The organism is Ureibacillus sp. FSL E2-3493, from assembly GCF_038077515.1.
In the GTDB taxonomy this organism is placed as follows: Bacteria; Bacillota; Bacilli; order Bacillales_A; family Planococcaceae; genus Ureibacillus; species Ureibacillus halotolerans.
On sequence record NZ_JBBOPK010000001.1, the window covers coordinates 1,378,346 to 1,403,154 of the forward strand.

Consider the following 24,809-nt stretch of genomic DNA (forward strand, 5'->3'; position numbering starts at 1 on the left):
GAGAGATAGTTTTTATTTTTAGATGATAATTTTTTATTATTTTTGGCAATAGTAAATATTGATATAGATGGAGGAGAAGCAATGTTTTTTAATGTAAATGATGTGCAACAGTTTCAAAGCCAAAAGGATTTTATCGATACGGCTCTCGTACCATTATTATCTCTAGATTTTGAAGAAGGAAAGATGAAGCAAAGTAGTTCGGCAGCAGAATTTTTAATGTCCCTTACTTCTTTTATTGAACAACAATTTAAAGGGCGTTTAATGCTAATCCCGCCATTTTCTTATACAGAGCAAACGAAAAGTGGGTTGAATGTTTCGTTATTAAAAGAGGAACTGAATCAAGCAGGTTTTAAACATGTCCTCTTTATTACAACAGACCATTCATGGACAAGCTTAAATGAGCAAATGGATATTCTATGGTTACCTTCAATTCCATTGGAATTTATGGATAGTGGGGTAAAAAAATCGGTGCTTGAAGAGCAACTTAAACAAGTCATCCCAATACTTTCTACCAAATGGTCTCAAAGTTAGTAAATTGTTTCATTAAATGTTCACAATCTTGTCGAATCTACTGAATGCATTATTGACCAACCTATTTTCTTGATATATCATAGATATGTCCTAGTATTACTATTTGTAAAAGTATGTCCGTTGGACTGACCTTTTAGTTAGAGGGGGGAAAAGGATGAGTAACAATCGAGTTTCAAGACGTCAATTTCTTAACTACACTTTAACTGGTGTTGGTGGATTTATGGCGGCGGGCATTTTAATGCCAATGGTACGTTTTGCAATTGATCCAGCGCTACAAACACATGCAGATGGTGATTTTGTACAAACAAGTACAAAAGTTGCAGATCTTACAGAAGAGCCAGTAAAAGTTGACTTTTCATATGAACAAGTTGATGCTTGGTACAAATCAGAGGTTACTGATACTGCTTGGGTGTATAAAGAAGGAGATAAAATTATCGCTCTTTCACCGGTGTGTAAACATTTAGGATGTACTGTAAACTGGAACAGTGATTCAGCACACCCAAATCAATTCTTCTGTGCATGTCACGGTGGACGTTATGAGAAAACTGGTAAAAATGTTCCGGGTACACCACCATTAGGTCCGTTGGACGAGTATGAAGTATCAGAAAAAGATGGCTTCTTATTGCTTGGGAAAAAAATGGCAAATACTTTAGTTTAATTAGTTAGGGGGTAGACAAGAGTGCTAAATAAAATTTATGATTGGGTCGATGAGCGACTAGATATTACTCCAATTTGGCGTGATATTGCCGACCACGAAGTGCCAGAGCACGTTAACCCTGCACATCACTTTTCAGCATTTGTATACTGTTTCGGCGGTTTAACATTCTTTGTTACTGTTATCCAGATCTTATCCGGTATGTTCTTAACAATGTACTATGTGCCAGACGTAGAAAATGCATGGAAATCAGTTTATTATTTACAAAACGAAGTAGCCTTTGGTGAAATTGTACGTGGTATGCACCACTGGGGAGCTTCATTAGTTATCGTAATGATGTTCTTACATACACTTCGTGTATTCTTCACAGGTTCTTATAAAAAACCTCGTGAGTTAAACTGGATTGTAGGCGTATTAATCTTCTGTGTAATGTTAGGTTTAGGTTTCACAGGATACTTATTACCTTGGGATATGAAAGCGCTATTCGCTACAAAAGTTGGTATCGAGATTGCAGCTTCTGTTCCGTTTATTGGTGAGCTGATTAAAGTTTTACTTGCAGGGGATGCAACAATAATTGGTGCACAAACGTTAACACGTTTCTTCGCTATTCATGTATTCTTCTTACCAGCAGCATTATTTGCATTGCTTGCAGCACACTTTATCATGATTCGTCGTCAAGGTATTTCAGGACCTCTATGATTTAGTTCATTTGAAAGGTCTATGATTTTTTAAAGGAGGGGACACTATGCATCGCGGAAAAGGGATGAAATTCGTAGGTGACTCGCGCGTTAAAGCTAATAACCGTATGGTCAATATGCCTAAAGATTATTCCGAATATCCAGGTAAAACTGAAGCGTTCTGGCCTGATTTCTTATTAAAAGAATGGATGGTTGGTGCCGTTTTCTTAATTGGATATTTATTATTAACTGTCGCACACCCTTCACCACTTGAAGGTCCGGCAGATCCAACTAACGCTTCATATATTCCATTACCAGACTGGTATTTCTTATTCTTATACCAATTATTAAAATATACTTATGCTTCTGGTCCTTACAATATTGTTGGAGCAATTATTATTCCTGGTTTAACTATTGGCGCGTTATTATTAATGCCGTTCTTAGACAAAGGTCCTGAACGTCGACCATCTAAACGTCCATTGCCAACAGCATTTATGTTATTAGCGCTTGCTTCAATGGTTTACTTAACTTGGGAATCTGTAGTTAACCATGACTGGGAAGCTGCAGCAAAACAAGGTGAAATTAAAGAAGAAGTAGATATCGAAATCGATGAAACTGCAGAAGGTTACTTAATCTTCACTGGTGAACAAGGTAAATCTTGTATCGCTTGTCACGGAGCTGACATGCAAGGTGGAGGAGCTGCGCCTCCTTTAGTAGGTAACGAATTAACTGCTGAAGAAGTTGCAGAAGTAATTAAAAATGGTCGTGGTGCAATGCCAGCTGGTCAATTTGCAGGTACGGATGAAGAACTTCAAGTTTTAGCTGAATTTATCGCAAGCTTAAAAGCTGAAGAATAATATTTGTATTTATAAAGAGAGTCGGGAAACTGACTCTCTTCTCTTTTATCTTTTTTACATATAAGCTTCCATGAAAAAAATACATAAAATTTGTCAGACAAAAGGGGATAAGGTATGAAGTCATTGTTAACGCAAGCTTGGTTTCTATTAACTCATCGCTCATTTTTAACATTATTATTCTTTATAAACCTTTTTGGAACAATTTACGGTTATATATGGTATGGGTGGCAATTATCTGTAACGGAGCCTCAATTTTTAATATTTGTACCAGATAGTCCAACAGCGAGTTTATTTTTTTGTATAGCAATCATTGGATGGATTTTTGGAAAACATTTTAAATTAATTGAAGCATTAGCACTCATTACGTTAGTGAAATATGGAGTTTGGGCAGTGGTCATGAATTTACTAACTTTAGGAGAAACGGGATCCATCGGTTTAGCTGGTTGGATGCTTGTTGTTTCCCATGGTTTAATGGCTGTTGAAGGATTACTGTATATGGCGAAATATCGTTTTACGATGATTCATATTGCAATAGCTGCTATTTGGACATTGCATAATGACGTAATTGACTATGTATATGGGCAAATGCCGATTTATCGAATATTAGAACAATATTCAAATCATATTGGCTATTTTACTTTTTGGTTATCTATTGTCTGCATTATCATTGCTTATTCTGTATATAATAAGCGTGAATATTTGCATAAGTTATAGTAAATCATTAAAATTATAAATATAGTAAGTTAAAGAAAGGACGAGGGTAATTGACAACAGGGATGTATATAATTTACTTTCTGATTATATTAATTTTACCAATTTATGCACAAATTAAAGTAAAAAACGCCTATAGAAAGTTTTCTCAAGTACCTGCAACGAAAGGTATGACTGGTGCACAGGTTGCTCGTATGATTTTAGACCATCATGGATTATTTGATGTACGGGTAGTACCAACGCAAGGTGTTTTGGCAGACCATTATAACCCGGCGACAAAAACGGTTGCCCTTTCTGAAGATAATTACTACAATTCATCAATCGCAGGAACAGCAGTTGCAGCCCATGAAGTTGGACACGCAATTCAACATAAGGAAGCCTATTCTTTCCTGACTTTACGCTCAAAACTTGTACCAGTAGCAAATATTTCTTCTAATGCATCATGGATTTTTGTTATGATCGGTATTTTTGCTGCAAGTACAAATATGTTGTTGTTAGGTATTGTGTTATTAGCAGCAGGTGTATTATTCCAAATTGTTACTTTACCTGTTGAATTTGATGCTTCTAGACGAGCAATGAATGAAGTGGTTTCACTAGGAATCATTTCAAACAATGAAGAACGTAGTGCGAAAAAAGTATTAAGTGCAGCTGCCATGACATATGTTGCTGCAGCAGCAGTTGCAGTACTTGAGTTACTTCGTTTAGTGTTAATATATACAAACATGAAATCAGAAGATTAAATATAACTTTAATCCAAAATGTAACCGACCTATTATAGGTCGGTTTTTTTATTTATTTTACAAAATATTTTATAACAAATAATATCTATAGACCTAGATTAATAGAATATAGAAATCGTTGGATGTTATGAAAGCGCAACCAAGTGCTTTGCATAAAGGAAAATAAAGGGGGGAGAACAATGAAAATTAGTGGGACGAAAATGATTTTGTTTGGGTTTATAACATTTATTGTTATTATCGGGTTAGCTTATTGGGCAGGGGTGTTATCAAAACAAATTGTAGAGGATGGTAAAGAAGAGGAAAGTGGATTTATTATTGACTCTTCAGATGATAAAGAAAGCAGTGGAAGGGATCCGGGTCAGCCGAATATTAAAGTTAGTTACGCAGAGGATGAATGGCTGACTCATGGGGGTGATTATTACAATCGCCGTTTTTCACAATTAGATCAAATTAATCTTGAAACAATTGGAAATTTAAAGCCTGAATGGGTAACAAGTCTTGGAGCAAGTCTTGATATGAAATATTCAGGTGAAGCAACACCTATCGTAATCGATGGTGTAATGTACATTGCGACGGCAGAAAATGATATTTTAGCCCTTGATGCTAAAACGGGTGGGAAAATTTGGGAATATCGCCCTGAAATTGAACAGAAATTAGACACGGTTTGTTGTGGTTGGACGACTCGGGGAGTAGCTGTAGCAGATGGAAAAGTTTATGCTGGCCTATTAGATGCTAGATTAATAGCTTTAGACCAAAAAACTGGAGAACTTCTTTGGGAGACAGAAGTAGCTGACTGGGAAGAAGGATATACGATTACAAGTGCACCTCTATATTACAACGGCAAAATTTATACAGGTGTTGCTGGTGGGGAATATGGAATTCGTGGACGGATAATGGCCTATGATGCAGAATATGGCCACGAAGTTTGGAGATGGTATTCCATTCCTTCACCATATGAAGAAAATGGTGATACATGGCCAGACGATGAAGATAAAAACTGGCTACATGGTGGAGCACCAATATGGAATACACCAGCAGTGGATCCTGAACTTGGCTATATTTACTTTGTAACCGGAAATACATCACCAGACTTAGATGGAAGTAAAAGGGAAGGAGATAATTTATACGCCAATTCGATTATTGCATTAAATGCAGAAACAGGAGAATACATTTGGCATTTTCAACAAGTCCATCATGATATATGGGATTTAGATCCCACGAACCCGGTTATTTTATTTGATGTAGAAATCAATGGTGAAAAGAGAAAAGCATTAGGTGAAGCTGGGAAAACAGGATGGATTTACTTCTTAGATCGAACAGATGGAACACCATTAATTGGAATTGAAGAAAAGGAAGTACCCCAGTTGGCGGAACAAAAAACATCACCGACACAGCCATTCCCGATTGGAGACTCTTTCGTTCCACAGGAAGTAACGGAGGAAGATGTAGAAAGGGATTTAGCTGATGATTTCGAAGGGAAAATTGGATCCATTTTCACACCGTTCTGGGATGAACCAGTAACGTTAAAACCTTCAGCATTTGGTGGTGCCAATTGGCCACCTTCAGCTTATTCACCTGAAACGGAATATTTTTATGTTTTAGGAACGGATGGATATATTGCTTTATCAAGAATGGATGAAGATATATACGAAGAGGGTGGTATGTACATTGGCAGTATTATGGTACCTGTTTCAGATGCTCCGCAAAGAGGTACCGTTACGGCAATGGATGTAAAAACAAATAAAATTGCTTGGCAAGTTGTTTGGGATGACAATGCCTATTCTGGAGTGCTTGCAACAGCAGGTGATCTCATTTTTGTTGGACATAATGACGGTCGACTCATTGCCTACAATGCTAAAACTGGAGAAGAAGTATGGAGCTATAAAATGGATGCAGGGGCAAATGCACCTTCAGTCACATATGAAATTGATGGGGAACAATATTTATCCATTTTTGCGGCAGGAAACTCATTAGCCGGTTCTGTTCACGGTGATAAAGTATATACGTTTAAAATAGATGGAAAATGGAACGGAACGCCGATTGATGCTTCTGAAAAAAGTTCTGGTGAGAAAGTTGTAACGACGGAACAACCTAAAGAAACAGAACAATCCGATACAACAGGTGATACAACAGATCCTTATGAATTAGGCCTTTCAGTATATGAAGGAAATTGTTTATCTTGCCATGGGAATATGGGGGAAAATGGCCATAATGGTCCGAACTTACAACTAAGTGAGTTTGCCGAAAACTATGAAAATGTAGTGGAAAAGGTTAAAAATGGAGGAGAGGTAATGCCTGCTTTTGGAGAAAATTTAACTGAAGAAGAAATTGAAGCAGTAGCTAAATATGTAAATGAAGTATTAACAAAAGCAGACGAATAAAAAATAAATGGGGTGGCTAGTATGACAGCCATCCCACTTTTCGTTGAGCTTGTAGTGATACGTTTAATCATCTATTTTAAAACCTTCACCCGTTACATCTCTAACATCAATAATTGAAACAAAGGCATTCGGATCAATACTTCGTACAATGGATTTTAGGCGCACAATTTCTCTTGTCGCAACGATACAATACAGCACATCTTTCGATTGTTTTGTATAATGACCGTATCCGTGAAACACTGTAATCCCTCTTTCCATTTTTTCAGAAATGAAGTTGGCAATTTCCTCTGGATGGTTTGATATGATTAATGCGGCCTTTGCTGAATAAGCTCCTTCTTGTACCATATCAATCACCCTTGCTCCGACATACACAGCGACTAATGTGTACATCATAGAGCGAGCATCTAAGAAAGTAGCCCAAGATGCAAGAATTACAAAGGCGTCAAATAGGAACATCGTACGGCCCATGCTCCATCCTAGATACTTGTTGGCAATTCGTGCAATGATGTCTACTCCTCCTGTAGTACCACCACATCGGAAGATAATTCCTAAACCTATACCGACAAAAACACCGGCAAATAAAGAAGCTAATAATAAATCATCCTGTAAATTTAGTTTAAACTGATATACTTGAAACAGTCTTAAAAAGATGGAAACAGCTACGGTACCAATAATTGTATAAATAAATTCGATTCTGCGGAACAATTTCCATCCTATTATAAACATTGGTATATTTAGAATTAAGTTCATAATTGCTGGATCCAAATTTAAAGTGAAGTATAATATTAACGTAATTCCACTAAATCCGCCTTCACCAAGCTCATTTTGCATATTAAAATGGACAAAACCAAAACTATAAATGGCTGCACCAATTATAATTCCGATAATGTTTCGAATATTTAACCCTTTCAAATGTAAACCTCCTACTGTAAGCCAAATAAATTTTCATTTCTAGTAACATGCTGTACGATGTATTTGCATGAACTTGCAAAAGTGGTACACCCTTCAATATTGTGAATGAAAAATTAAAAAGGTGTAATATAGTTTCTACAAGAAAAGCATGATTGGATAACGACCAATAAGTGTGATAAATGAATTTTCCACTGATTGATAGTTTCACCTTATTATGTTGTATTTTTCATCTTTTGACAACCGAGCCTTAAATTATTTACGATGTTAGTAGGAGCGTGTTATGATGACGAGTGAGCTTTCTTTGCAACAATTACAGAAAAAAGTAGATGATTACATAAGTCAATTTAAGGAAGGATATTTTCCTCCCTTTGAAATGATAGCAAGATTAACAGAAGAGTTAGGCGAATTATCGCGAGAAGTTCAAGATGTTTATGGTCATAAAAAGAAAAAGAGTACTGAATCAAAAAATAGTATTGAAGAAGAATTAGGAGACTTTTTCTTTGTATTAGTATGTTTTGCAAACGCACAAGGTATCCAATTAGATGATGCGTTATTAAAAGTATTACATAAATTTGAAACGAGAGATAAAGATCGTTGGACACGAAAGGAAGAGTAACAATGACGATTCGAGTAGCAATTGCTGGAGCAAGAGGAAAAATGGGCTCAGAAGCAGTGAAGACCGTATATAAACGGGATGGGCTAGAACTAGTGGCTGCCTTAGATTATAAACATGTTGGAGAGAGTTTATCTGAACTAGAAATCTTCCCTCCAAATTTGGATGTTCCGATATATACAAACTTAACTCAATTAATCAGTGAAACAATGCCAGATGTATTAATTGATTTAACAAATCCGGACTCTGTGTATGAACATACAAAAGAAGCAATGTTACATAATGTACGAACGGTTGTTGGTACGACAGGCTTTACTGATGAACAATTGGAGGAATTAACAAGCTTAGCGAAAACGAACAAAGTTGGCTGTATTATTGCTCCTAATTTTGCTATCGGTGCTGTTTTAATGATGAAATTTGCAAAGGAAGCAGCAAAATACTTACCCCATGTTGAAATTATTGAATTACACCATGACCGAAAACTCGACGCGCCTTCAGGGACAGGTAAGAAAACAGCTCAAATGATTTCGGAAGTACGAGAGGCTAGAAGACAGGGGCACGAATTCGAAACTGAAACGATGCCTGGTGCAAGAGGTGCAGATTTTGAAGGGATGAGAATTCACTCTGTTCGTTTACCTGGATTAGTTGCCCATCAAGAAGTACTATTTGGTGGAGAAGGGCAAATGCTGACGATCCGTCATGATTCGTATAACCGGGAATCATTCATGGGTGGAGTCGTTTATTGTGTTGAAACTGTGATGACGTTAGAAGAATTAGTTTATGGATTAGAAAACATCCTATAGAATGGAGATTTGAAATGAAAATTGCCCTTATTGCGCACGATCGAAAAAAAGATAGTCTAGTTGAGTTTGCTATTGCATATAAAGAGATATTACAACATCATGACCTTTTTGCAACTGGGACAACGGGACAGCGAATTCATGATGAAGTTGGTTTAAAAGTGACAAGATTTCGTTCAGGTCCATTAGGAGGCGATCAACAAATTGGTGCGATGATTGCTAATAATGATATGGATATGGTATTTTTTTTCCGAGATCCTTTAACTGCACAGCCCCATGAACCAGATGTGACGGCTCTTGTACGTTTATGTGATGTTTACCACATTCCGTTAGCAACGAATATGGGAACAGCTGAAATTTTACTAAAAGGATTACAAGAAGGCTTTGTAGATTGGCGATTAATTCAAGAGAGACGTAAATAAATTCATATTAAGTTACTGATTCTAAAATTTATCTTTAAAATGGTTGTTAATTAGCTGAATATATAGTGAACTTCTGGCGGATGCGACTCTATGTTTATGAAACGAACAATGATGCGCATTAATGAATCTACTCATATTTGATTAATTAATTTGTTTTAGATTAAAGTAATTAAATATTTTGGTTAGAGAGGATGAACGTCGGATGAGAAAATTAAAAATTGGTATTACATGTTATCCAACAGTTGGAGGTTCGGGTGTACTTGCAACAGAACTAGGTAAAATGCTTGCAGAAAGAGGTCATGAAATTCATTTCATTACTTCCAGTGTGCCATTTCGACTGAAGAAAATTTATCCGAACGTATTTTTCCATGAGGTAGAAGTGAGTAATTATTCAGTATTTCAATATTCTCCATATGACATAGCTTTAGCGAGTAAAATGGCCGATGTTATAAAAGAGGAAAAGTTAGATGTATTGCACGTTCATTATGCGATACCCCATGCCGTATGTGCAGTTCTAGCCCGTGAAATGAGCGGTGAAAATATAGGAATTGTAACAACATTACATGGAACTGACATTTCTGTTTTAGGTCAAGATTCGACCATGGCACAAGCGATTCGATACGGTATTAATAAATCCGACATTGTAACGGCTGTTTCAAATTCGTTAAAAGAACAAACTTATGAATTAATTGATTCGACAAAAGAAATTGAAACTGTTTATAATTTTGTCGATGAATCGGTATTTAAACCTATTGATTCAAGTCATTTAAAAGAACAATTTGGCATTCGGCCAGATGAACGGGTTATGATACATGTATCTAACTTCCGGAAAATTAAAAACTTACCAGATATCGTCAATGTATTTTATAAAGTACGTGAACAAATGCCTGCAAAGTTACTTCTTGTTGGTGATGGACCGGAAAAACAACGGGTGATGGATTTAGTGAAGTTATCACCTTATAAACAAGATGTTTTATTTTTAGGAAAACAAGAAAATGTTGCAGAGTTATTTGGTATTAGTGATTTAAAATTATTAATGTCTGAAAAAGAATCCTTTGGTTTAGTTCTTTTAGAAGCAATGGCTTGTGGTGTACCTGGTATTGGCACGAATATTGGTGGAATTCCAGAAGTAATCGACCATGGAGAAAATGGTTACCTTGTAGAACTAGGGGACGTTCACCAAGCTGCCCAGTATGCAATCGAGTTATTACAAGACGAAGAAGAGCTGATTAAGTTCCGTCAAGCAGCAATTAATACGGTACAAACAAAATTTTTAGCTAAACCGATTATTGATCATTATGAACAATTATATGAACGATTGGTGGCACTAAGAGTATGAAAAAAAGTGAGGAATGGCTTGTTGCTTTAAAGGTCATTGACAAAATTGAGAAGGCTGGATTTGATGCGGTCATTGTAGGTGGAGCCGTACGAGACTACTTACTAAATAAAAGTGTTAATGATGTAGATGTGGCAACAAGTGCATTACCTTCTGAAGTAAAGGAAATTTTTTCATCTACCGTTGATGTTGGAATTGATCATGGTACGGTTTTAGTTCTAGATGAAGGGCAACCTGTTGAAGTAACTACATTTCGTACTGAAGGTACATACACAGACTACAGAAGACCAGAAGAAGTAACATTTGTACGTACTTTACAAGAGGATCTCGAACGACGCGACTTTACCATTAATGCAATGGCCATATTAAAAAATGGTACGATTATTGATTTATTCGGCGGTCAAGAGGATATTGAAAAGAAAGTTATTCGAGCAGTAGGAGATCCGAATGTACGATTTCGAGAAGATGCTTTGAGAATGTTAAGAGCGATTCGATTTAGCGCTCAACTCGGATTTACGATTGAGGAAAAAACATTAAAAGCAATTCAAATTGATAGTGATTTAATTGATTTTATTGCCAAAGAACGAATTACAATGGAAATGGCAAAAATATGGAAAAGTGACTATGTATATGAAGGATTAAAATGGCTCGTTGTAAGTAAATTAGCCCACTATTTAGTTGGAAATTTTAAAAATCAACTGAAAAGTTGGAAGGAATTTCGATCGAATAAGCCGGAAGTTGGTTGGGCTTATTTGTGTTTGTTAAATCGAAAGGACATTCAACATATTTTTGATTTTTACCGATTGTCGAAAAAAGAAAAAACATTTATTCGAGATGTTTTAAATTTATATGACGCATTGTTACAAAAGTGGACATTAATGGATTATTTTTCAAATGAACTATTAGTTTTAGAAACTGCCTACGATTTCGCTATATGGCAACATCATTCCGTTCCCTTTTCAAAAGAGGATATTGCAAAAGTAAAAGAAAACTTGCCAATTCAAAAAGTGGATGAACTGGCAATCAACGGAAACCATCTTATCAATTGGACCGATAAAAAAAGAGGACCATGGATTAAAGTGGCACTTGATGCAGCACTAATAGCGGTTTTAAATAGATATGTGGAAAATGAAGAAGAGAAACTGAAGGAATGGTTCTTAAATGACTTTATCGATGAAAGATGAAATATTAAAACGTTTTTTATCTGCTAATGGTGAGCCCATTAGTGGGCAACGATTAGCAGATGATTTAGGTATTTCTCGAACGGCAATATGGAAACATTTACAGACGTTACAAGAGGAAGGCTATACATTTGAAACGATAAAGAAAAAGGGATACGTTTTAATGACAAAGCCAGACAAAGTGGAAGCACCAAGAGTAACAGCGTTTTTAAAGACTGAACGCTTCGGTCAAACCATTCATTATTTAGAAGAATGTACGTCAACCCAAACAATTGCCTATGAATTAGCGCGGAATGGGGCAAAGGATGGAACATTAGTAATCGCAGAGACGCAAACAATGGGGAAAGGGCGAATGAGCCGTCCTTGGGAGTCGACGAAAGGAAAAGGGATTTGGATGACGATTATTATTCGTCCAGATATTTTACCTCATCAAGCTCCCCAGTTTACATTGGTGGCTGCAGTTTCCATTGTCAATGCGATGAAATCCCTTTGTCATCAATTTAGTCCTTATATTAAATGGCCAAATGATATTTTAATCAATGGACGTAAATGTACAGGAATATTAACGGAAATGATTGCTGAAATGGATCGAGTTCAATGCCTTTTAATAGGGATGGGCATTAATGTAAATCAAGAACTTTCTGATTTTCCGGAGGAGCTTCATCCAATCGCCACATCTTTGAGAATTGAAGAAAAGAAACCTTTGAACCGGGCTGAACTTGTTGGAACTATATTAAATTATTTAGAGAAGTATTGTGACCTTTATGTGAAAGATGGATTTGCCCCAATTAAACTATTATGGGAAGAAGCTTCTGGAACAATCGGTAAAAGAATTAGAGCAACAACGTTAACAGAAGTTATTGAAGGTAAAGCGATTGGTATTACGGAATCGGGTGTATTAGAAATTCAATTGGATAACGGGGAAATTAAAAACGTTTATTCAGCAGACATTGAATTAAAATAACCTTTTTAAAGAGAATGTTTTCCTTCTCCATAAAAAATTTTACCCTTATTTGTAGTGGATTACTTCAACTATGAATGAGGGTTTTATTTTTCTTACAAATGGAATTTTTGCTATACCTTTTCGTCAAAACTTGTTATAGTAGCGGTAAGGACAGTATCGATATAGAACTGTACCTTAAAACATGTTTAAATACTAAAAAAGATCTGCCTTGATCTGGAAAGACAGGGACGGAAGAAAACAATGCGTTGAATTATTGAATTATACTGATTTAGGTATAAATTCACACAAATCAGTATAAAAAATGCATCTGAAGTAGATGTATTTGATCGATAACGCTATCCTTCTGTCCATTTTTAGACAGAAGGATATTTTTATGTTGATAAAAGATTCGTTGACTCAATTATCAGCATAAGAAAAACATCGTATCGTCATTAATGGCGTTCAAAAGTGTTTTTCGACTTGTTTTCTTCTTTTAAAAAAGGAGGAGAAAAAGTAATGAAAAGTACAAATGATTTTTTGAAGATGAAGTCACAAGGTGAAAAAATTGTGATGATTACGGCGTATGACTACCCATCTGCCAAATTTTCAGAAGAAGCTGAAGTCGATATGATTTTAGTTGGTGACTCTTTAGGGATGGTTGTTCTCGGTTATGATTCTACCATTCCTGTGACAGTGGAAGATATGATTCATCATGCAAAGGCGGTGCGACGAGGTGCTCCAAATACCTTTGTTGTAGTCGATATGCCCTTTGGTTCTTACCATGGTGATGTAAATGAAACGTTAAAAACAGCCGTGAGAATGATGCAAGAAACGGGAGCAGATGCATTAAAGCTAGAGGGCGCTGGTGACGTAGCCAAAGCTATTGGGAAATTAACAAGTGTAGGGATACCAGTAGTTGCCCATTTAGGATTGCAACCTCAACTTGTAGGCGTACTTGGCGGCTATAAAGTACAAGGGAAATCAGCGGAACAGGCGTTAAAATTAATGAAAGAAGCGAAAGAATGCGAGGCTGCTGGTGCATGTGCGGTTGTTCTTGAATGTATCCCTTATCAATTAACAGAGGAAGTTTCAAAGGAATTAAGCATTCCTACGATTGGTATTGGAGCAGGTCCAACTGCTGACGGTCAAGTGCTCGTTCATCATGATTTATTATGTTATGGAAAACATCATATTCCTAAATTTGTTGAAAGTTTTGCCTTCGTAGGAGATGAAGTCGAAAAAGGAATAAAAGGCTATAAAAAAGCTGTAAAAGAAGGTTCGTTTCCGACCGTTGCCCATAGTTTTACGATGAAGGAAGAAGAATTATCGCAAATTTATGGGGGCGTCAAGTAATGGAAGTTGTAACGAAAATTGTCCAGTTAAAATCCATTGTGAGTCGGGTAAAAGGGGAAGGAAAAACGATTGGTCTTGTACCAACAATGGGTTACTTGCATGAAGGCCATCTAACTTTGGCAAAAGAAGCTAGAAAAGAAAATGATTTTGTCGTTATGAGCATTTTTGTTAATCCAACCCAATTTGGTCCAAACGAAGATTTTCTATCTTATCCTAGAGATTTAGAACGCGATAAAAGATTAGCAGAGTCAGCTAGTGTGGATGTCATTTTTGCTCCGTCGGTAGAAGAAATGTATCCGACAAATGGAGGGATTTCTATCCATGCTGGTAGACAATCGGAAATTTTATGTGGAGCATCCCGACCAGGGCATTTTGATGGTGTACTGCAAGTTGTAACGAAGTTGTTCCATTTAGCAGAACCAAATCGAGCATACTTTGGACAAAAGGATGCCCAACAAGTCGCGATCGTTCAAACGTTAGTAAGGGATTATAATTTTCCTTTAGAAATTCGGACTGTTCCAATTGTAAGGGAAGAAGACGGATTGGCAAAATCTTCTCGTAATGTTTATTTATCAAAATTAGAGAGAGAAGAAGCACCAGCTATTTATGAAGCATTGCAAATAGCAAAAGAAACATTTCTTTCTTCTTATCATGTGAAAATGGCCTTAGATGAAGCTAAAGCATACATTTTAAGTAAAACAACCGGGGAAATCGATTACTTAGAGCTATTATCTTATCCAGATTTACAGCCAGTTACTGAAGACACAAAGCAGTTTTTACTAGCTACAGCTGTCTATATTGGTAAAACAAGACTCATTGACAATATTATTTTTTCTATAGAAGGGGAAACAGCAAATGTTTAGAATGATGATGAATAGTAAAATCCATCGGGCACAAGTAACACAAGCAGATTTGAATTATGTCGGCTCTATTACAATTGACGAGGACATTCTTGATGCGGTTGGCATGCTTCCAAATGAAAAGGTTCATGTAGTGAATAATAATAACGGAGCCCGTTTTGAAACTTATATTATTGCAGGAGAGCGTGGAAGCGGGGTTATTTGCGTGAACGGAGCAGCCGCAAGACTCGTTCAAAAGGGTGATATTGTCATTATCATTTCTTATGTTTTTGTGACAGATGAAGAAGCAAAGGATCACCAGCCAACAGTGGCGATTATGGGCGATAATAATACGATAAAAGAAATGATTTCCTATGAACCAGAAGCGACAATAAAATAAAATTTTACTTGTTATTCTCTTTAATACCATATAATATATATAGAAGGTGCCAAACCTAGTAAAGTATATACTTTACAACCAAAGTACTCATTACGACACGGATTTGTCGGAGTACTTTGTTTTTATGAGCAGGGAGATGAGCCCCTGCTCTTTTTCATTTCCAATAAAAGATAAAAATGAACAATTTGTCTCAAAGGTCCATGTGACTTTTGAGATTTTTTTCGTTTCTGTATTACAATAACATGACCGGTTGACAGTACATATGATAAAATTCGCTTATAATTATTTAAATTGTGAGTTGAGAAAATGATGGAAAGTCAGAAATATGCAATTGTTGATATCGAGACAACTGGACATTCCCAAGCAAATGGGGACCGAATGATTCAAATAGCAATTGTCATTATGAAAGATTGGTGTATTGAGAAGACTTTTACATCATTCATTCATCCTGGGAAGTCAATCCCACTATTTATTCAAGATTTAACAAACATAACAGATGATGACGTAAAAGATGCATTACCTTTTGAGGCTCATGCAGATACGATATATGAATTGATACAAGATGCTATTTTTGTTGCCCATAATACCGATTTTGATCTTTCCTTTTTACAAGGGGAGTTTAAACGAGTCGGATTGCCGAAATGGAATGGAAAGAAAATTGATACGGTTGAGCTGGCAAAAATTTTATTTCCCTCGGCTTTAAGCTACAAACTAGGAGATTTAGCAGCAGAATTAAATATTCCTTTAACTAATGCACATCGGGCAGATGATGATGCTAAGGCATGTGCCTTTCTGTTAAAAACATGTTGGGAAGAACTTTTAGTTTTGCCTCTTTCGACTTTAGAACAAATGCATAAAAAGTCCTTTCGATTAAAATCGAATTTATCCCAATTGTTTTTTGAAGCATTGCAAATCCGTCGAAGTACTGTCTCGAACGAAGATGACTTTATTTATTATAAAAAATTGGCTTTAAAGAAACCGTACGCCACTAATAAGAAGATACGCCATCAAATTGATTTTCCTGCCACGAGCGCGGAAAAAAGTACATTATTTAAAAAAGCGCTGTCGCATTTTGAAGAACGACCGAAACAATATCAAATGATGGATATCATTTGGGAACATTTAAATAACAAATCTGAAGTGATGATTGAAGCATCAACAGGTATTGGGAAAACGATTGGTTATTTAATTCCTTCAATCATCTATGCTAAACAAAACAATCGAAAAGTATGTATTAGTACGTACACGACCTACTTACTTGAACAATTATTAAGTAGTGAAATTCCAAAGGTAGAAAAAATTCTAGGCTGTCCAATTAACGTAACGTTATTAAAGGGGCGGAGAAATTATGTAGATGTTGTTGTGTTTGAACAATTAATGAAAAGTAATGATTTATCTTACGACGAAACATTAACAACCCTTCAAGTACTTGTATGGTTATCAAAGACCGAAACAGGAGATTTATCCGAATTAAATTGTTCCGGTGGAGGTCAACTGTTCATCGATAAAATTCGTAAAAATGCAGAATATGGAAAGAAAAAACAGCTTTTTGATTATTATGATCGAGCGATTCAAGAAAGCGAACATGCAGATTTAATTATTACAAACCATTCGATGTTATTAGCAGATCTTGTACGTCATGAACCAGTTTTTAATCAAATTGATGCTTGGATAATCGATGAAGCCCATCAATTTGTGCAAGCTGCTATACAACGGGATCAAGCAATCTTTTCCTATACGAATTGGAAATATTTATTTGGTCAAATCGGTTATGCTTCTGATCATCAGTTATTTTCTATCTTTCAAAAAATTGCATTGAAAAAACAAAGGGTTCCGTTAACTTATTTCCAACAATTAGAGAAGAAATTTATGCAGATGGTTGAATTATTTGATAAAACAATACAAGAAATTCTATATCATATGCAAAAAACGTCATTACCTTCCAAGTTTGAATCAAAACAAATTGCCTTTGTACACAATGTCTTAACAAATCGTGAAACGATGAATAACTTTTCGATTGCCTTGCAAGGTTGGGTTGATTTAGCTGAGCAAATATCTGTCATGTTCAAAAAGGATATCGAACAAATTGCTCCAGAACATCAATTAATATTAGAGCAGTGGGACTTTTTCGTTCGCGAATATAAAATGAAGGCAACGGAATGGGATGAAATTTTCCTACAAACTGATAACGATTATACGGCTTGGATTGAAATTGATCGAAGAAATTTACCTGGTAGTATTCGTGTGCTCAAAAAACCTATTAGTATAACTGCAACCATTCAACAATTATTTGAGTCTATACGAAAGACTTCTGCTGTTATTTGGACTTCTGGAACTTTAACTGTTCCAAAAAACGAACGTTTTATTGCGAATCAATTAGGAATTGATGAAAGGGTACCAATGATCGTTTTGCAGGCACCAGCCTCTTATTATAAAGGGGCAAAAGCATATGTTGTAAACGATATGCCAGATATTCAATCGGTGTCCCAAACGGATTATATTGAATCGGTAGCTCTAGCTATTACGAGAATTGTCCGAGCTACAGAAGGAAGATGTTTTGTTCTTTTCACATCACAAGATATGTTAAAAAAGACGGTAGAGCTAATTCAAGAAAGTGAATTGCTCTATGACTATATGCTGTTTGCCCAAGGCGTAACAAGTGGTAGCCGTATGCGCTTATTAAAGTCGTTCCAAAAGTTCAGCCATTCGGTGTTATTTGGAACAAATAGCTTTTGGGAAGGTGTAGATGTTCCAGGGGATGGTCTATCGTCCGTTGTTATTGTCCGCTTACCTTTTTCAGCACCAGAGGAACCAACTTTTAAAGCGAAATCGATTAGTCTACAACAACAAGGTCGAAATGCTTTTACTGAATTATCATTGCCGGAAGCGATATTACGATTTAAACAAGGTTTCGGTAGATTAATAAGAGCGTCGCAAGATAAGGGCGTATTTGTTGTGTTAGATAGAAGAATTGACACAAAATCGTATGGAGTAGAATTTTTACGTGCATTACCGCAAATTTCTGTTAATAAACTACCTCTACAAGATATGGTTTTAGAGATAGAACATTGGTATAATAACAAAGATGGGAAAAGAAAGCAGGTTGACAAAAATGAATAATAAAACTGTACAAATTTCGAAGGTGATCCGATGAAGAACTGGATAATTTTCATTTCCGTTTTTATTCTATCTTTGGCACTTGTCATTTCGGTTCTCGTAATTTGGAAATCTGATGCACCATTTGATGAAATTGAAACGAAAGCAGAAGAATTGGCATTATCTTCTGACTCACTAGCTGCTGTATCGGACTCATATGTTTATAATGGTAATAAACCATACGTTACCGTATTCGGTGAAGATAAGGACGGTAACAAAAAGGCACTATTTGTTCCAATCAATTTAGAAGAGAAAGCAATTCAGGAAGTAAATTTAAAAGATGGTATTACTGAAAAGCAAGCGTTGTCTGTTTTAAGTAAAGAAGAGGAAGTAAAAGAAATCCTTCATACAAAATTGGGCTATGAAGAAGTTGGTCCAGTTTGGGAAATTACTTATAAAAACAACTCAGACAAACTGAACTATGTCTACATTTTATTTGAAGACGGACAATGGTGGAAACGTATTTTGAACTTGTAGAGGAGAAGATTTTTGATGAAAGAATTATTAGCCAATCGTGTAAAAACTTTAACACCATCAGCAACTTTAGCGATTACGGCAAAGGCAAAAGAATTAAAAGCACAAGGAATTGATGTAATTGGGTTAGGAGCAGGAGAACCTGACTTTAATACACCAAAGAATATTCTGGATGCCGCTGCAAAATCGATGTATGACGGACATACGAAATATACTCCAGCTGGTGGACTTCCTGCGTTAAAACAAGCAATCATTGAAAAATTAGCACGAGACAACAATTTAGAATACAAACCGAATGAGATTCTTGTTGGTGTTGGGGCAAAACATGTTCTTTATACTTTATTCCAAGTCATCTTGAATGAAGGCGATGAAGTCATTATTCCAATTCCATATTGGGTATCTTATCCTGAACAAGTGAAATTAGCGGGTGGAGTACCGGTTTACGTTGAAAGTACTAGTGAACAAAATTATAAAATTACAGCATCTCAATTACGTGAAGCAATAACTGACAAAACAAAAGCCGTCATCATTAATTCACCAAGCAATCCTTCTGGTATGGTTTATACTCGTGAAGAATTAGCACAATTAGCTGCAGTTGCAGTGGAAAAAGATATTATAATCGTATCGGATGAAATTTATGAAAAACTTCTATACAATGGACTTGAACATTTTTCAATTGCCCAACTTTCTGAGGAAGTGAAGTCACGCACGATTGTCATCAATGGGGTAGCGAAATCCCATTCTATGACTGGGTGGAGAATTGGATATGCTGCTGGAAATGCTCAAATTATTAATTCGATGGCTGATTTGGCATCCCATTCAACATCGAATCCAACTACTACTTCTCAATATGCAACAATTGAGGCTTATAATGGCTCACAAGATTCCGTTGAAGAAATGAGAAAAGCATTTGAAACACGATTAGAAACAATCTATCCGAAATTAAATGCGATTCCTGGTTTCCGTGTAGTGAAGCCCCAAGGTGCATTTTACTTCTTACCAGATGTAGCAAAAGCAGCTGAAAAAACTGGATACGGGTCCGTAGATGAATTCGCGACTGCACTTCTAACTGAAGCGAATGTTGCCGTAGTACCTGGTTCAGGTTTCGGCGTACCAACAACTGTACGTTTAAGTTATGCAACTTCTTTAGAGTTACTTGAAGAAGCAGTTCGACGTATCGATCATTTCGTAAAATCAAAATGGCAAGACTAATTTTGTAAACAAGTTGGAAGTACGAAACGACAATTTGATAAAATTAGTCCTTTGTGGAGGAACAATATGAAGAAAATTATGATTCAAGACATGCCAAATCATATTGGCGAAACTGTAAAATTAGGCGTTTGGTTATCGAACAAACGTTCAAGTGGAAAAATTGCCTTTCTACAATTACGTGACGGCTCAGGCTTTGTTCAAGGAGTTATCGTAAAAGAGGAAGTAGGGGAAGAACTATTTGCGACAGCAAAAGGTTTAACTCAAGAAACATCTATGTATATTACTGGACAAGTTAAGGAAGATACTCGTTCTAGTTTTGGATGTGAACTTGCCGTAACGGATATTGAAGTGATTCATGCTGCAGTGGATTATCCTATTACACCAAAAGAACATGGTGTCGAATTTTTAATGGACAATCGTCATTTATGGCTACGTTCACGAAAACAACATGCCATCATGAAAATTCGTAATGAAGTTATCCGAGCTACATATGAATTTTTCAATAACAACGGTTTCGTTAAAATCGATCCGCCTATTTTAACAGGTTCTGCTCCTGAAGGAACGTCAGAACTATTCCATACAAAGTACTTTGATGAAGATGCGTATCTTTCTCAATCTGGTCAATTGTATATGGAAGCAGCGGCTATGGCTTTAGGAAAAGTATTCTCCTTCGGTCCTACATTCCGTGCAGAAAAGTCCAAAACTCGCCGTCATTTAATTGAGTTCTGGATGATTGAGCCGGAAATGGCATTTGTTGAATTTGAAGAAAATCTAGAAGTACAAGAACAATATGTATCTTATATTGTTCAATCCGTACTTGAAAATTGCAAATTGGAATTAGAACGATTAGGACGCGATACTTCTAAATTGGAAAACATTCAAGCACCATTCCCACGCATTACTTATGATGATGCGATTAAGTTCCTACATGAACAAGGATTTACAGATATCCAATGGGGAGATGACTTTGGAGCACCTCATGAAACGGCAATAGCCGAGCATTTCGATAAACCAGTATTTATCACTTGCTACCCAGTAGGAATTAAACCATTCTATATGCAGCCCCATCCTGAAAGAGATGATGTTGTATTATGTGCAGACTTAATTGCACCAGAAGGTTACGGTGAAATTATTGGTGGATCTGAACGTATTCATGATTATGAATTGTTAAAACAACGCATTGCAGAACATAACTTAGATGAATCTGCCTATGCTTGGTATTTAGATTTACGTAAACAAGGGTCTGTACCACACTCCGGTTTTGGTTTAGGATTAGAACGAACTGTAGCGTGGATTAGTGGTGCAGAACACGTACGTGAATGTATTCCATTCCCAAGACTTTTAAATCGTTTATATCCATAATAAATAAGGAAGATTTTTTCCTAACATAAAAAGCGTCCGTATATACGGGCGCTTTCCTTACTATAAGAATAGAAAGGAGTCTTCTTATGAACGATAAAGGACAGCGACTCCGTACGTGGACAGAGCAGGGGAATGTAACAGTTCCTCAATTTTTTTTTCAACACTATAAAGATTTAAAGATAACTGATGATGAAGCATTACTTTTATTGCATTTATTAGCTTTTCACTCTGAGGGCAATGATTTTCCAACCCCAACGGATATTGCGAAACGTTTTCATGTTAACGAAAATGATATTTCATTAAAACTGCAGCGTCTTTTACAAAAGGGCTTTTTAGAAATTAGCCAAGGAATCGATGGCAGTGGAAGATTATTTGAAAAATATTCGGTTTTCCCATTATGGGAAAGAATTTTGGATTATATCGAATCACAAGCGATGCAGAAAGAATCTCAAAAAGTGAAAAATGAAGAAGGGGAAATTTTTTCAGTATTTGAACAAGAATTTGGGCGCCTTCTATCACCAATGGAAATTGAAACGATTTCGATGTGGTTAGACGCAGATCGTCACTCCCCAGCAATTATTAAAGCAGCATTAAAAGAAGCAGTTCTAGCTGGAAAACTTTCCTTACGATATATTGATCGGATTTTATTTGAATGGAAAAAGAAAAATATTACTTCACTCAAACAAGTTGAAAATCATACAGAACAATTTCATCAAAAAACAACCGTCGTGCAACAAAAGCAAAAGTCGACGACGCAAGAAAATCAAAATAAAGTTTCCTTTTATAACTGGTTAGAAGAAAGAGAATAGGGGGTACATTATGCTTACGAAAAAACAGTGGGAGCATTGTTTAAACGTGATGGACGAAATGTTTCCAGATGCACATTGTGAGCTCGTACACGATAACCCGTTTGAGTTAACAATTGCTACATTATTGTCTGCCCAATGTACAGATGTACTTGTCAATAAAGTAACGAAGACTTTATTTCAAAAGTATAAAACGGCTGAAGATTATTTAGCTGTACCATTGGAAGAATTACAAAATGATATCCGTTCGATTGGTCTCTATCGTAATAAAGCTAAAAATATTCAAGCTTTATGTGAAAAAGTAATTACCGATTTTAATGGAGAAATTCCACAAAGTCGTGAACAACTCGTTACATTACCCGGTGTTGGACGTAAAACTGCAAATGTTGTTTTGTCAGTTGCGTTTAATATACCAGCCCTTGCAGTAGATACACATGTAGAACGTGTTTCGAAACGTTTAGGGTTATGTCGTTTAAAAGATACGGTGTTGGAAGTTGAAGAAACGATAATGAAAAAAACACCAAAGGAAAATTGGTCTAAAACCCATCATCAGTTAATTTTCTTTGGTCGTTATCATTGTAAAGCTCAAAATCCCCAATGTCATACGTGCCCGTTATTAGACATTTGTAGAGAAGGGCAGAAACGTTTGAAAAAAGGTTTGGTGAAAAACGTTGATTAAAGTAAGACCTGAAGCAATTCAAAAGGAGAAGGTTGAACCTTATTTTGCACAATGGGAGGAACTAAGTCAGCTTATTCATCAAGCCCACGATCAACGTAGTGGCGAAGCGAAATCATTAATGGATAAAGGAATTGTGCTATTTGAAGCTTGTGTATTGAACAGCTCACAAAGTAGTGAACCAACATTGGATGAAAAGGAAGAGTATGAAGTTCTTCCAATCAACGGAATGGAACGGCTTTTGTTTATTAAAGCAAGACCAGGTCAATATGCTTGCTACCGTCAATTGGATGAATTATTTAAAGAATTAAAGAAGCGATTAGCTCGTCTAAGAATTAAATCATAAGAAAAAAGGAACATCAATCATTTTCATCTGTAAAGTGTACCCTTTGTAAAGGACATTTTTAAAAAAGGCTTTTAAGCAACTTGAAGAAGATGGTGACTGTATTGTGCAGGCGTCATCTTTTTTAAGTTCCATTGACCTCGGTAATGATTGTAATAAGTCATATAACTCTTAATCTCTCTTTTTACTTCTTCTAATGTTTCACACGATTTAAAGTCTGTTTCATCTTTAAAATGACCAAAAAACGATTCTTGTGGGGCATTATCCCAACAGTTTCCACGACGTGACATAGATTGCTCTAGTCCCATTTTCTTTACCATCTTTTGAAATTGGGGGCTGGTATAGTGGAACCCTTGATCAGAGTGAATGAATGCGCCATCGGCCAATTTTATCCCATTCTTTTTCAACATCTTTAATGTATTTAATGCAATATCTAGTGTAATTTTATCCGATGTCTCATATGCTAAAATTTCATTGGTTTCGGCATCTTTTATAGCGGATAAGTAGGCACGTTTTCCTTTTCCATAACTCAAATATGTAATGTCTGTTAATAATACTTTTCTAGCGATTCCTTGCTTAAATTTACGGTTTAATAGATTTGGTAAAGTTCTATGTTCTTTCGTTGCTTTGGCCATTCTTCGATATGGATTTGCTTTTCGAATGGGGCAGATGATTTGAAACTTTTTCATGATACGACGAATTCGCTTTAGGTTATATGTAATTTGATACTGATTTTCTAACGTCATTTTAATTTGACGTGCACCTTTCTTACGACCACGGAAATTGAACGCTTTTAAAATGATTTCTTTGACTGTCTCATCTGCCTGATCACTAGCTTGTCTACTAAGTTGTGCTTCTTCTGAAAAATAACGATAGTAGCCCGATCGAGAGACTCCAACTAATTTACAAAGGTAGCTTACCATTCTTTTTAAGCGGTGTTTTTCTATCACATACTGGATCAACTGAAATTTTTGTTCCGCTGTTAATTTCTCTTTTTCTTTATCAACAACCTTTCTGCTAAATCGATCTTTTTTAGTAGTTCATTTTCTGCACGTAATAATGCATTTTGCGCCTCTAACCTTGCGTACTTTTCTTCTATACTTAATTCTCGCTCAAGTGGACGTCCTGAAGAGTGTTTACGTGTATCCACAAGCCCAGCTACACCATTCTTTTGATAAGCAGCACGCCATCGCTCTAAAGCAGACTTTGCACGTTTTTTACCTACGATATCAATATCAAATCCTGCATCTTCAAAAATTTGAAGTGGAAATTTCCCTTCCTCATATTCTTTAATGGCTCTTGCTTTAAATTCATCTGTATATGTTATTGCTTTTTCACTCACTGCTTTTACATAAGGATGTTTCTTGAGTAATTTCTGTTCTTGATCTGTAAATAACTTTTTCGACATGTTCTTCCGCTCCATCAACCA

General features: G+C 36.1%; 25 protein-coding genes. 23 read left to right on the plus strand and 2 right to left on the minus strand.

The window, feature by feature from the left end; all coding sequences use genetic code 11:
• Positions 1 to 81: 81 nt before the first annotated feature.
• The 7 genes from MHH69_RS07045 (at position 82) to MHH69_RS07075 (ending at position 6,552) form a co-directional block, all read left to right on the plus strand.
• Positions 82 to 531 carry a YpiF family protein gene (locus tag MHH69_RS07045; RefSeq protein ID WP_122970914.1) on the plus strand — a complete coding sequence of 150 codons (450 nt, stop codon included), beginning with the start codon at positions 82 to 84 and terminating at the stop codon, positions 529 to 531.
• Between the two features lie 154 nt (positions 532 to 685).
• A complete protein-coding gene (locus MHH69_RS07050) occupies positions 686 to 1,189 on the plus strand; it encodes a QcrA and Rieske domain-containing protein (RefSeq protein ID WP_122970915.1) in 504 nt (167 codons plus the stop codon).
• Between the two features lie 21 nt (positions 1,190 to 1,210).
• Complete coding sequence (gene qcrB, locus MHH69_RS07055; RefSeq protein ID WP_122970916.1) at positions 1,211 to 1,885, plus strand: menaquinol-cytochrome c reductase cytochrome b subunit; 675 nt, start codon at positions 1,211 to 1,213, stop codon at positions 1,883 to 1,885.
• 46 nt (positions 1,886 to 1,931) lie between these two features.
• Positions 1,932 to 2,720, plus strand: coding sequence for a menaquinol-cytochrome c reductase cytochrome b/c subunit (locus tag MHH69_RS07060; RefSeq protein WP_122970917.1), 789 nt, complete (start codon positions 1,932 to 1,934; stop codon positions 2,718 to 2,720).
• 114 nt (positions 2,721 to 2,834) lie between these two features.
• Positions 2,835 to 3,434 carry a DUF1405 domain-containing protein gene (locus tag MHH69_RS07065; RefSeq protein ID WP_122970918.1) on the plus strand — a complete coding sequence of 200 codons (600 nt, stop codon included), beginning with the start codon at positions 2,835 to 2,837 and terminating at the stop codon, positions 3,432 to 3,434.
• Positions 3,435 to 3,496: 62 nt separating this feature from the next.
• A complete protein-coding gene (locus MHH69_RS07070) occupies positions 3,497 to 4,171 on the plus strand; it encodes a zinc metallopeptidase (protein WP_122970991.1) in 675 nt (224 codons plus the stop codon).
• A 179-nt stretch (positions 4,172 to 4,350) separates the two neighbouring features.
• Positions 4,351 to 6,552 (plus strand): outer membrane protein assembly factor BamB family protein, encoded by a 2,202-nt coding sequence (locus MHH69_RS07075; RefSeq protein ID WP_241559267.1) that lies wholly within the window; start codon positions 4,351 to 4,353, stop codon positions 6,550 to 6,552.
• A gap of 63 nt (positions 6,553 to 6,615) precedes the next feature.
• Here the strand turns inward: MHH69_RS07075 and MHH69_RS07080 are convergent, their stop codons facing one another.
• Positions 6,616 to 7,464, minus strand: a complete 849-nt coding sequence (locus tag MHH69_RS07080; protein ID WP_122970919.1) for a YitT family protein — start codon at positions 7,462 to 7,464, stop codon at positions 6,616 to 6,618.
• Between the two features lie 283 nt (positions 7,465 to 7,747).
• Here MHH69_RS07080 and MHH69_RS07085 point away from each other — a divergent pair, with 283 nt between their 5' ends.
• The 16 genes from MHH69_RS07085 (at position 7,748) to MHH69_RS07160 (ending at position 23,383) form a co-directional block, all read left to right on the plus strand.
• On the plus strand, positions 7,748 to 8,080 hold the full coding sequence (locus tag MHH69_RS07085) for a nucleotide pyrophosphohydrolase (RefSeq protein WP_122970920.1): 333 nt from the start codon (positions 7,748 to 7,750) through the stop codon (positions 8,078 to 8,080).
• Between the two features lie 2 nt (positions 8,081 to 8,082).
• Positions 8,083 to 8,880: a 4-hydroxy-tetrahydrodipicolinate reductase gene (gene dapB / locus MHH69_RS07090; RefSeq protein ID WP_122970921.1), complete on the plus strand. Its 798-nt coding sequence runs from the start codon at positions 8,083 to 8,085 to the stop codon at positions 8,878 to 8,880.
• A gap of 14 nt (positions 8,881 to 8,894) precedes the next feature.
• Entirely contained in the window at positions 8,895 to 9,299 is a 405-nt protein-coding gene (gene mgsA, locus MHH69_RS07095; RefSeq protein ID WP_122970922.1) for a methylglyoxal synthase, read from the plus strand.
• A gap of 202 nt (positions 9,300 to 9,501) precedes the next feature.
• Complete coding sequence (bshA, locus tag MHH69_RS07100; RefSeq protein ID WP_122970923.1) at positions 9,502 to 10,638, plus strand: N-acetyl-alpha-D-glucosaminyl L-malate synthase BshA; 1,137 nt, start codon at positions 9,502 to 9,504, stop codon at positions 10,636 to 10,638.
• The gene (locus tag MHH69_RS07105; protein ID WP_341362003.1) at positions 10,635 to 11,819 is read left to right on the plus strand and encodes a CCA tRNA nucleotidyltransferase; all 1,185 of its coding nucleotides are present in this window, start codon (positions 10,635 to 10,637) and stop codon (positions 11,817 to 11,819) included. The genes bshA and MHH69_RS07105 overlap by 4 nt, the downstream gene beginning before the upstream one ends.
• On the plus strand, positions 11,797 to 12,780 hold the full coding sequence (locus tag MHH69_RS07110) for a biotin--[acetyl-CoA-carboxylase] ligase (RefSeq protein ID WP_122970925.1): 984 nt from the start codon (positions 11,797 to 11,799) through the stop codon (positions 12,778 to 12,780). Before MHH69_RS07105 ends, MHH69_RS07110 begins: the two co-directional genes overlap by 23 nt.
• 495 nt (positions 12,781 to 13,275) lie before the next feature.
• A complete protein-coding gene (panB, locus tag MHH69_RS07115; protein WP_341362004.1) occupies positions 13,276 to 14,112 on the plus strand; it encodes a 3-methyl-2-oxobutanoate hydroxymethyltransferase in 837 nt (278 codons plus the stop codon).
• Positions 14,112 to 14,975, plus strand: a complete 864-nt coding sequence (gene panC / locus MHH69_RS07120) for a pantoate--beta-alanine ligase (RefSeq protein ID WP_341362005.1) — start codon at positions 14,112 to 14,114, stop codon at positions 14,973 to 14,975. Before panB ends, panC begins: the two co-directional genes overlap by 1 nt.
• On the plus strand, positions 14,968 to 15,351 hold the full coding sequence (gene panD / locus MHH69_RS07125) for an aspartate 1-decarboxylase (protein ID WP_341362006.1): 384 nt from the start codon (positions 14,968 to 14,970) through the stop codon (positions 15,349 to 15,351). Before panC ends, panD begins: the two co-directional genes overlap by 8 nt.
• A gap of 306 nt (positions 15,352 to 15,657) precedes the next feature.
• Entirely contained in the window at positions 15,658 to 18,471 is a 2,814-nt protein-coding gene (gene dinG, locus MHH69_RS07130) for an ATP-dependent DNA helicase DinG (RefSeq protein WP_341362007.1), read from the plus strand.
• A gap of 30 nt (positions 18,472 to 18,501) precedes the next feature.
• Positions 18,502 to 18,984 (plus strand): cell wall elongation regulator TseB-like domain-containing protein, encoded by a 483-nt coding sequence (locus tag MHH69_RS07135; protein ID WP_122970930.1) that lies wholly within the window; start codon positions 18,502 to 18,504, stop codon positions 18,982 to 18,984.
• A 15-nt stretch (positions 18,985 to 18,999) separates the two neighbouring features.
• Positions 19,000 to 20,193 (plus strand): pyridoxal phosphate-dependent aminotransferase, encoded by a 1,194-nt coding sequence (locus MHH69_RS07140; protein WP_122970931.1) that lies wholly within the window; start codon positions 19,000 to 19,002, stop codon positions 20,191 to 20,193.
• A 66-nt stretch (positions 20,194 to 20,259) separates the two neighbouring features.
• A complete protein-coding gene (gene asnS, locus MHH69_RS07145; RefSeq protein ID WP_122970932.1) occupies positions 20,260 to 21,555 on the plus strand; it encodes an asparagine--tRNA ligase in 1,296 nt (431 codons plus the stop codon).
• Positions 21,556 to 21,641: 86 nt separating this feature from the next.
• Positions 21,642 to 22,364 (plus strand): DnaD domain-containing protein, encoded by a 723-nt coding sequence (locus MHH69_RS07150; protein ID WP_122970933.1) that lies wholly within the window; start codon positions 21,642 to 21,644, stop codon positions 22,362 to 22,364.
• A gap of 10 nt (positions 22,365 to 22,374) precedes the next feature.
• Positions 22,375 to 23,040, plus strand: coding sequence for an endonuclease III (gene nth / locus MHH69_RS07155; protein WP_122970934.1), 666 nt, complete (start codon positions 22,375 to 22,377; stop codon positions 23,038 to 23,040).
• The gene (locus MHH69_RS07160; RefSeq protein ID WP_122970935.1) at positions 23,033 to 23,383 is read left to right on the plus strand and encodes a YpoC family protein; all 351 of its coding nucleotides are present in this window, start codon (positions 23,033 to 23,035) and stop codon (positions 23,381 to 23,383) included. The genes nth and MHH69_RS07160 overlap by 8 nt, the downstream gene beginning before the upstream one ends.
• Positions 23,384 to 23,454: 71 nt before the next feature.
• Here the strand turns inward: MHH69_RS07160 and MHH69_RS07165 are convergent.
• Positions 23,455 to 24,788 (minus strand): IS3 family transposase gene (locus MHH69_RS07165; RefSeq protein ID WP_341361629.1). Its coding sequence is split into 2 segments (ribosomal slippage): positions 23,455 to 24,401 and positions 24,401 to 24,788, totalling 1,335 coding nucleotides; the frame shifts between segments, so codons are not numbered across the junction.
• Between the last annotated feature and the right edge of the window lie 21 nt (positions 24,789 to 24,809).

Coding starts and splice junctions, on each gene's coding strand:
- MHH69_RS07045 (WP_122970914.1), top strand. CDS start 82: ATGTTTTTTAATGTAAATGATGTGCAACAGTTTCAAAGCCAAAAGGAT.
- MHH69_RS07050 (WP_122970915.1), top strand. CDS start 686: ATGAGTAACAATCGAGTTTCAAGACGTCAATTTCTTAACTACACTTTA.
- MHH69_RS07060 (WP_122970917.1), top strand. CDS start 1,932: ATGCATCGCGGAAAAGGGATGAAATTCGTAGGTGACTCGCGCGTTAAA.
- MHH69_RS07065 (WP_122970918.1), top strand. CDS start 2,835: ATGAAGTCATTGTTAACGCAAGCTTGGTTTCTATTAACTCATCGCTCA.
- MHH69_RS07070 (WP_122970991.1), top strand. CDS start 3,497: ATGTATATAATTTACTTTCTGATTATATTAATTTTACCAATTTATGCA.
- MHH69_RS07075 (WP_241559267.1), top strand. CDS start 4,351: ATGAAAATTAGTGGGACGAAAATGATTTTGTTTGGGTTTATAACATTT.
- MHH69_RS07085 (WP_122970920.1), top strand. CDS start 7,748: ATGACGAGTGAGCTTTCTTTGCAACAATTACAGAAAAAAGTAGATGAT.
- dapB (WP_122970921.1), top strand. CDS start 8,083: ATGACGATTCGAGTAGCAATTGCTGGAGCAAGAGGAAAAATGGGCTCA.
- mgsA (WP_122970922.1), top strand. CDS start 8,895: ATGAAAATTGCCCTTATTGCGCACGATCGAAAAAAAGATAGTCTAGTT.
- bshA (WP_122970923.1), top strand. CDS start 9,502: ATGAGAAAATTAAAAATTGGTATTACATGTTATCCAACAGTTGGAGGT.
- MHH69_RS07105 (WP_341362003.1), top strand. CDS start 10,635: ATGAAAAAAAGTGAGGAATGGCTTGTTGCTTTAAAGGTCATTGACAAA.
- MHH69_RS07110 (WP_122970925.1), top strand. CDS start 11,797: ATGACTTTATCGATGAAAGATGAAATATTAAAACGTTTTTTATCTGCT.
- panB (WP_341362004.1), top strand. CDS start 13,276: ATGAAAAGTACAAATGATTTTTTGAAGATGAAGTCACAAGGTGAAAAA.
- panC (WP_341362005.1), top strand. CDS start 14,112: ATGGAAGTTGTAACGAAAATTGTCCAGTTAAAATCCATTGTGAGTCGG.
- panD (WP_341362006.1), top strand. CDS start 14,968: ATGTTTAGAATGATGATGAATAGTAAAATCCATCGGGCACAAGTAACA.
- dinG (WP_341362007.1), top strand. CDS start 15,658: ATGATGGAAAGTCAGAAATATGCAATTGTTGATATCGAGACAACTGGA.
- MHH69_RS07135 (WP_122970930.1), top strand. CDS start 18,502: ATGAAGAACTGGATAATTTTCATTTCCGTTTTTATTCTATCTTTGGCA.
- MHH69_RS07140 (WP_122970931.1), top strand. CDS start 19,000: ATGAAAGAATTATTAGCCAATCGTGTAAAAACTTTAACACCATCAGCA.
- asnS (WP_122970932.1), top strand. CDS start 20,260: ATGAAGAAAATTATGATTCAAGACATGCCAAATCATATTGGCGAAACT.
- MHH69_RS07150 (WP_122970933.1), top strand. CDS start 21,642: ATGAACGATAAAGGACAGCGACTCCGTACGTGGACAGAGCAGGGGAAT.
- nth (WP_122970934.1), top strand. CDS start 22,375: ATGCTTACGAAAAAACAGTGGGAGCATTGTTTAAACGTGATGGACGAA.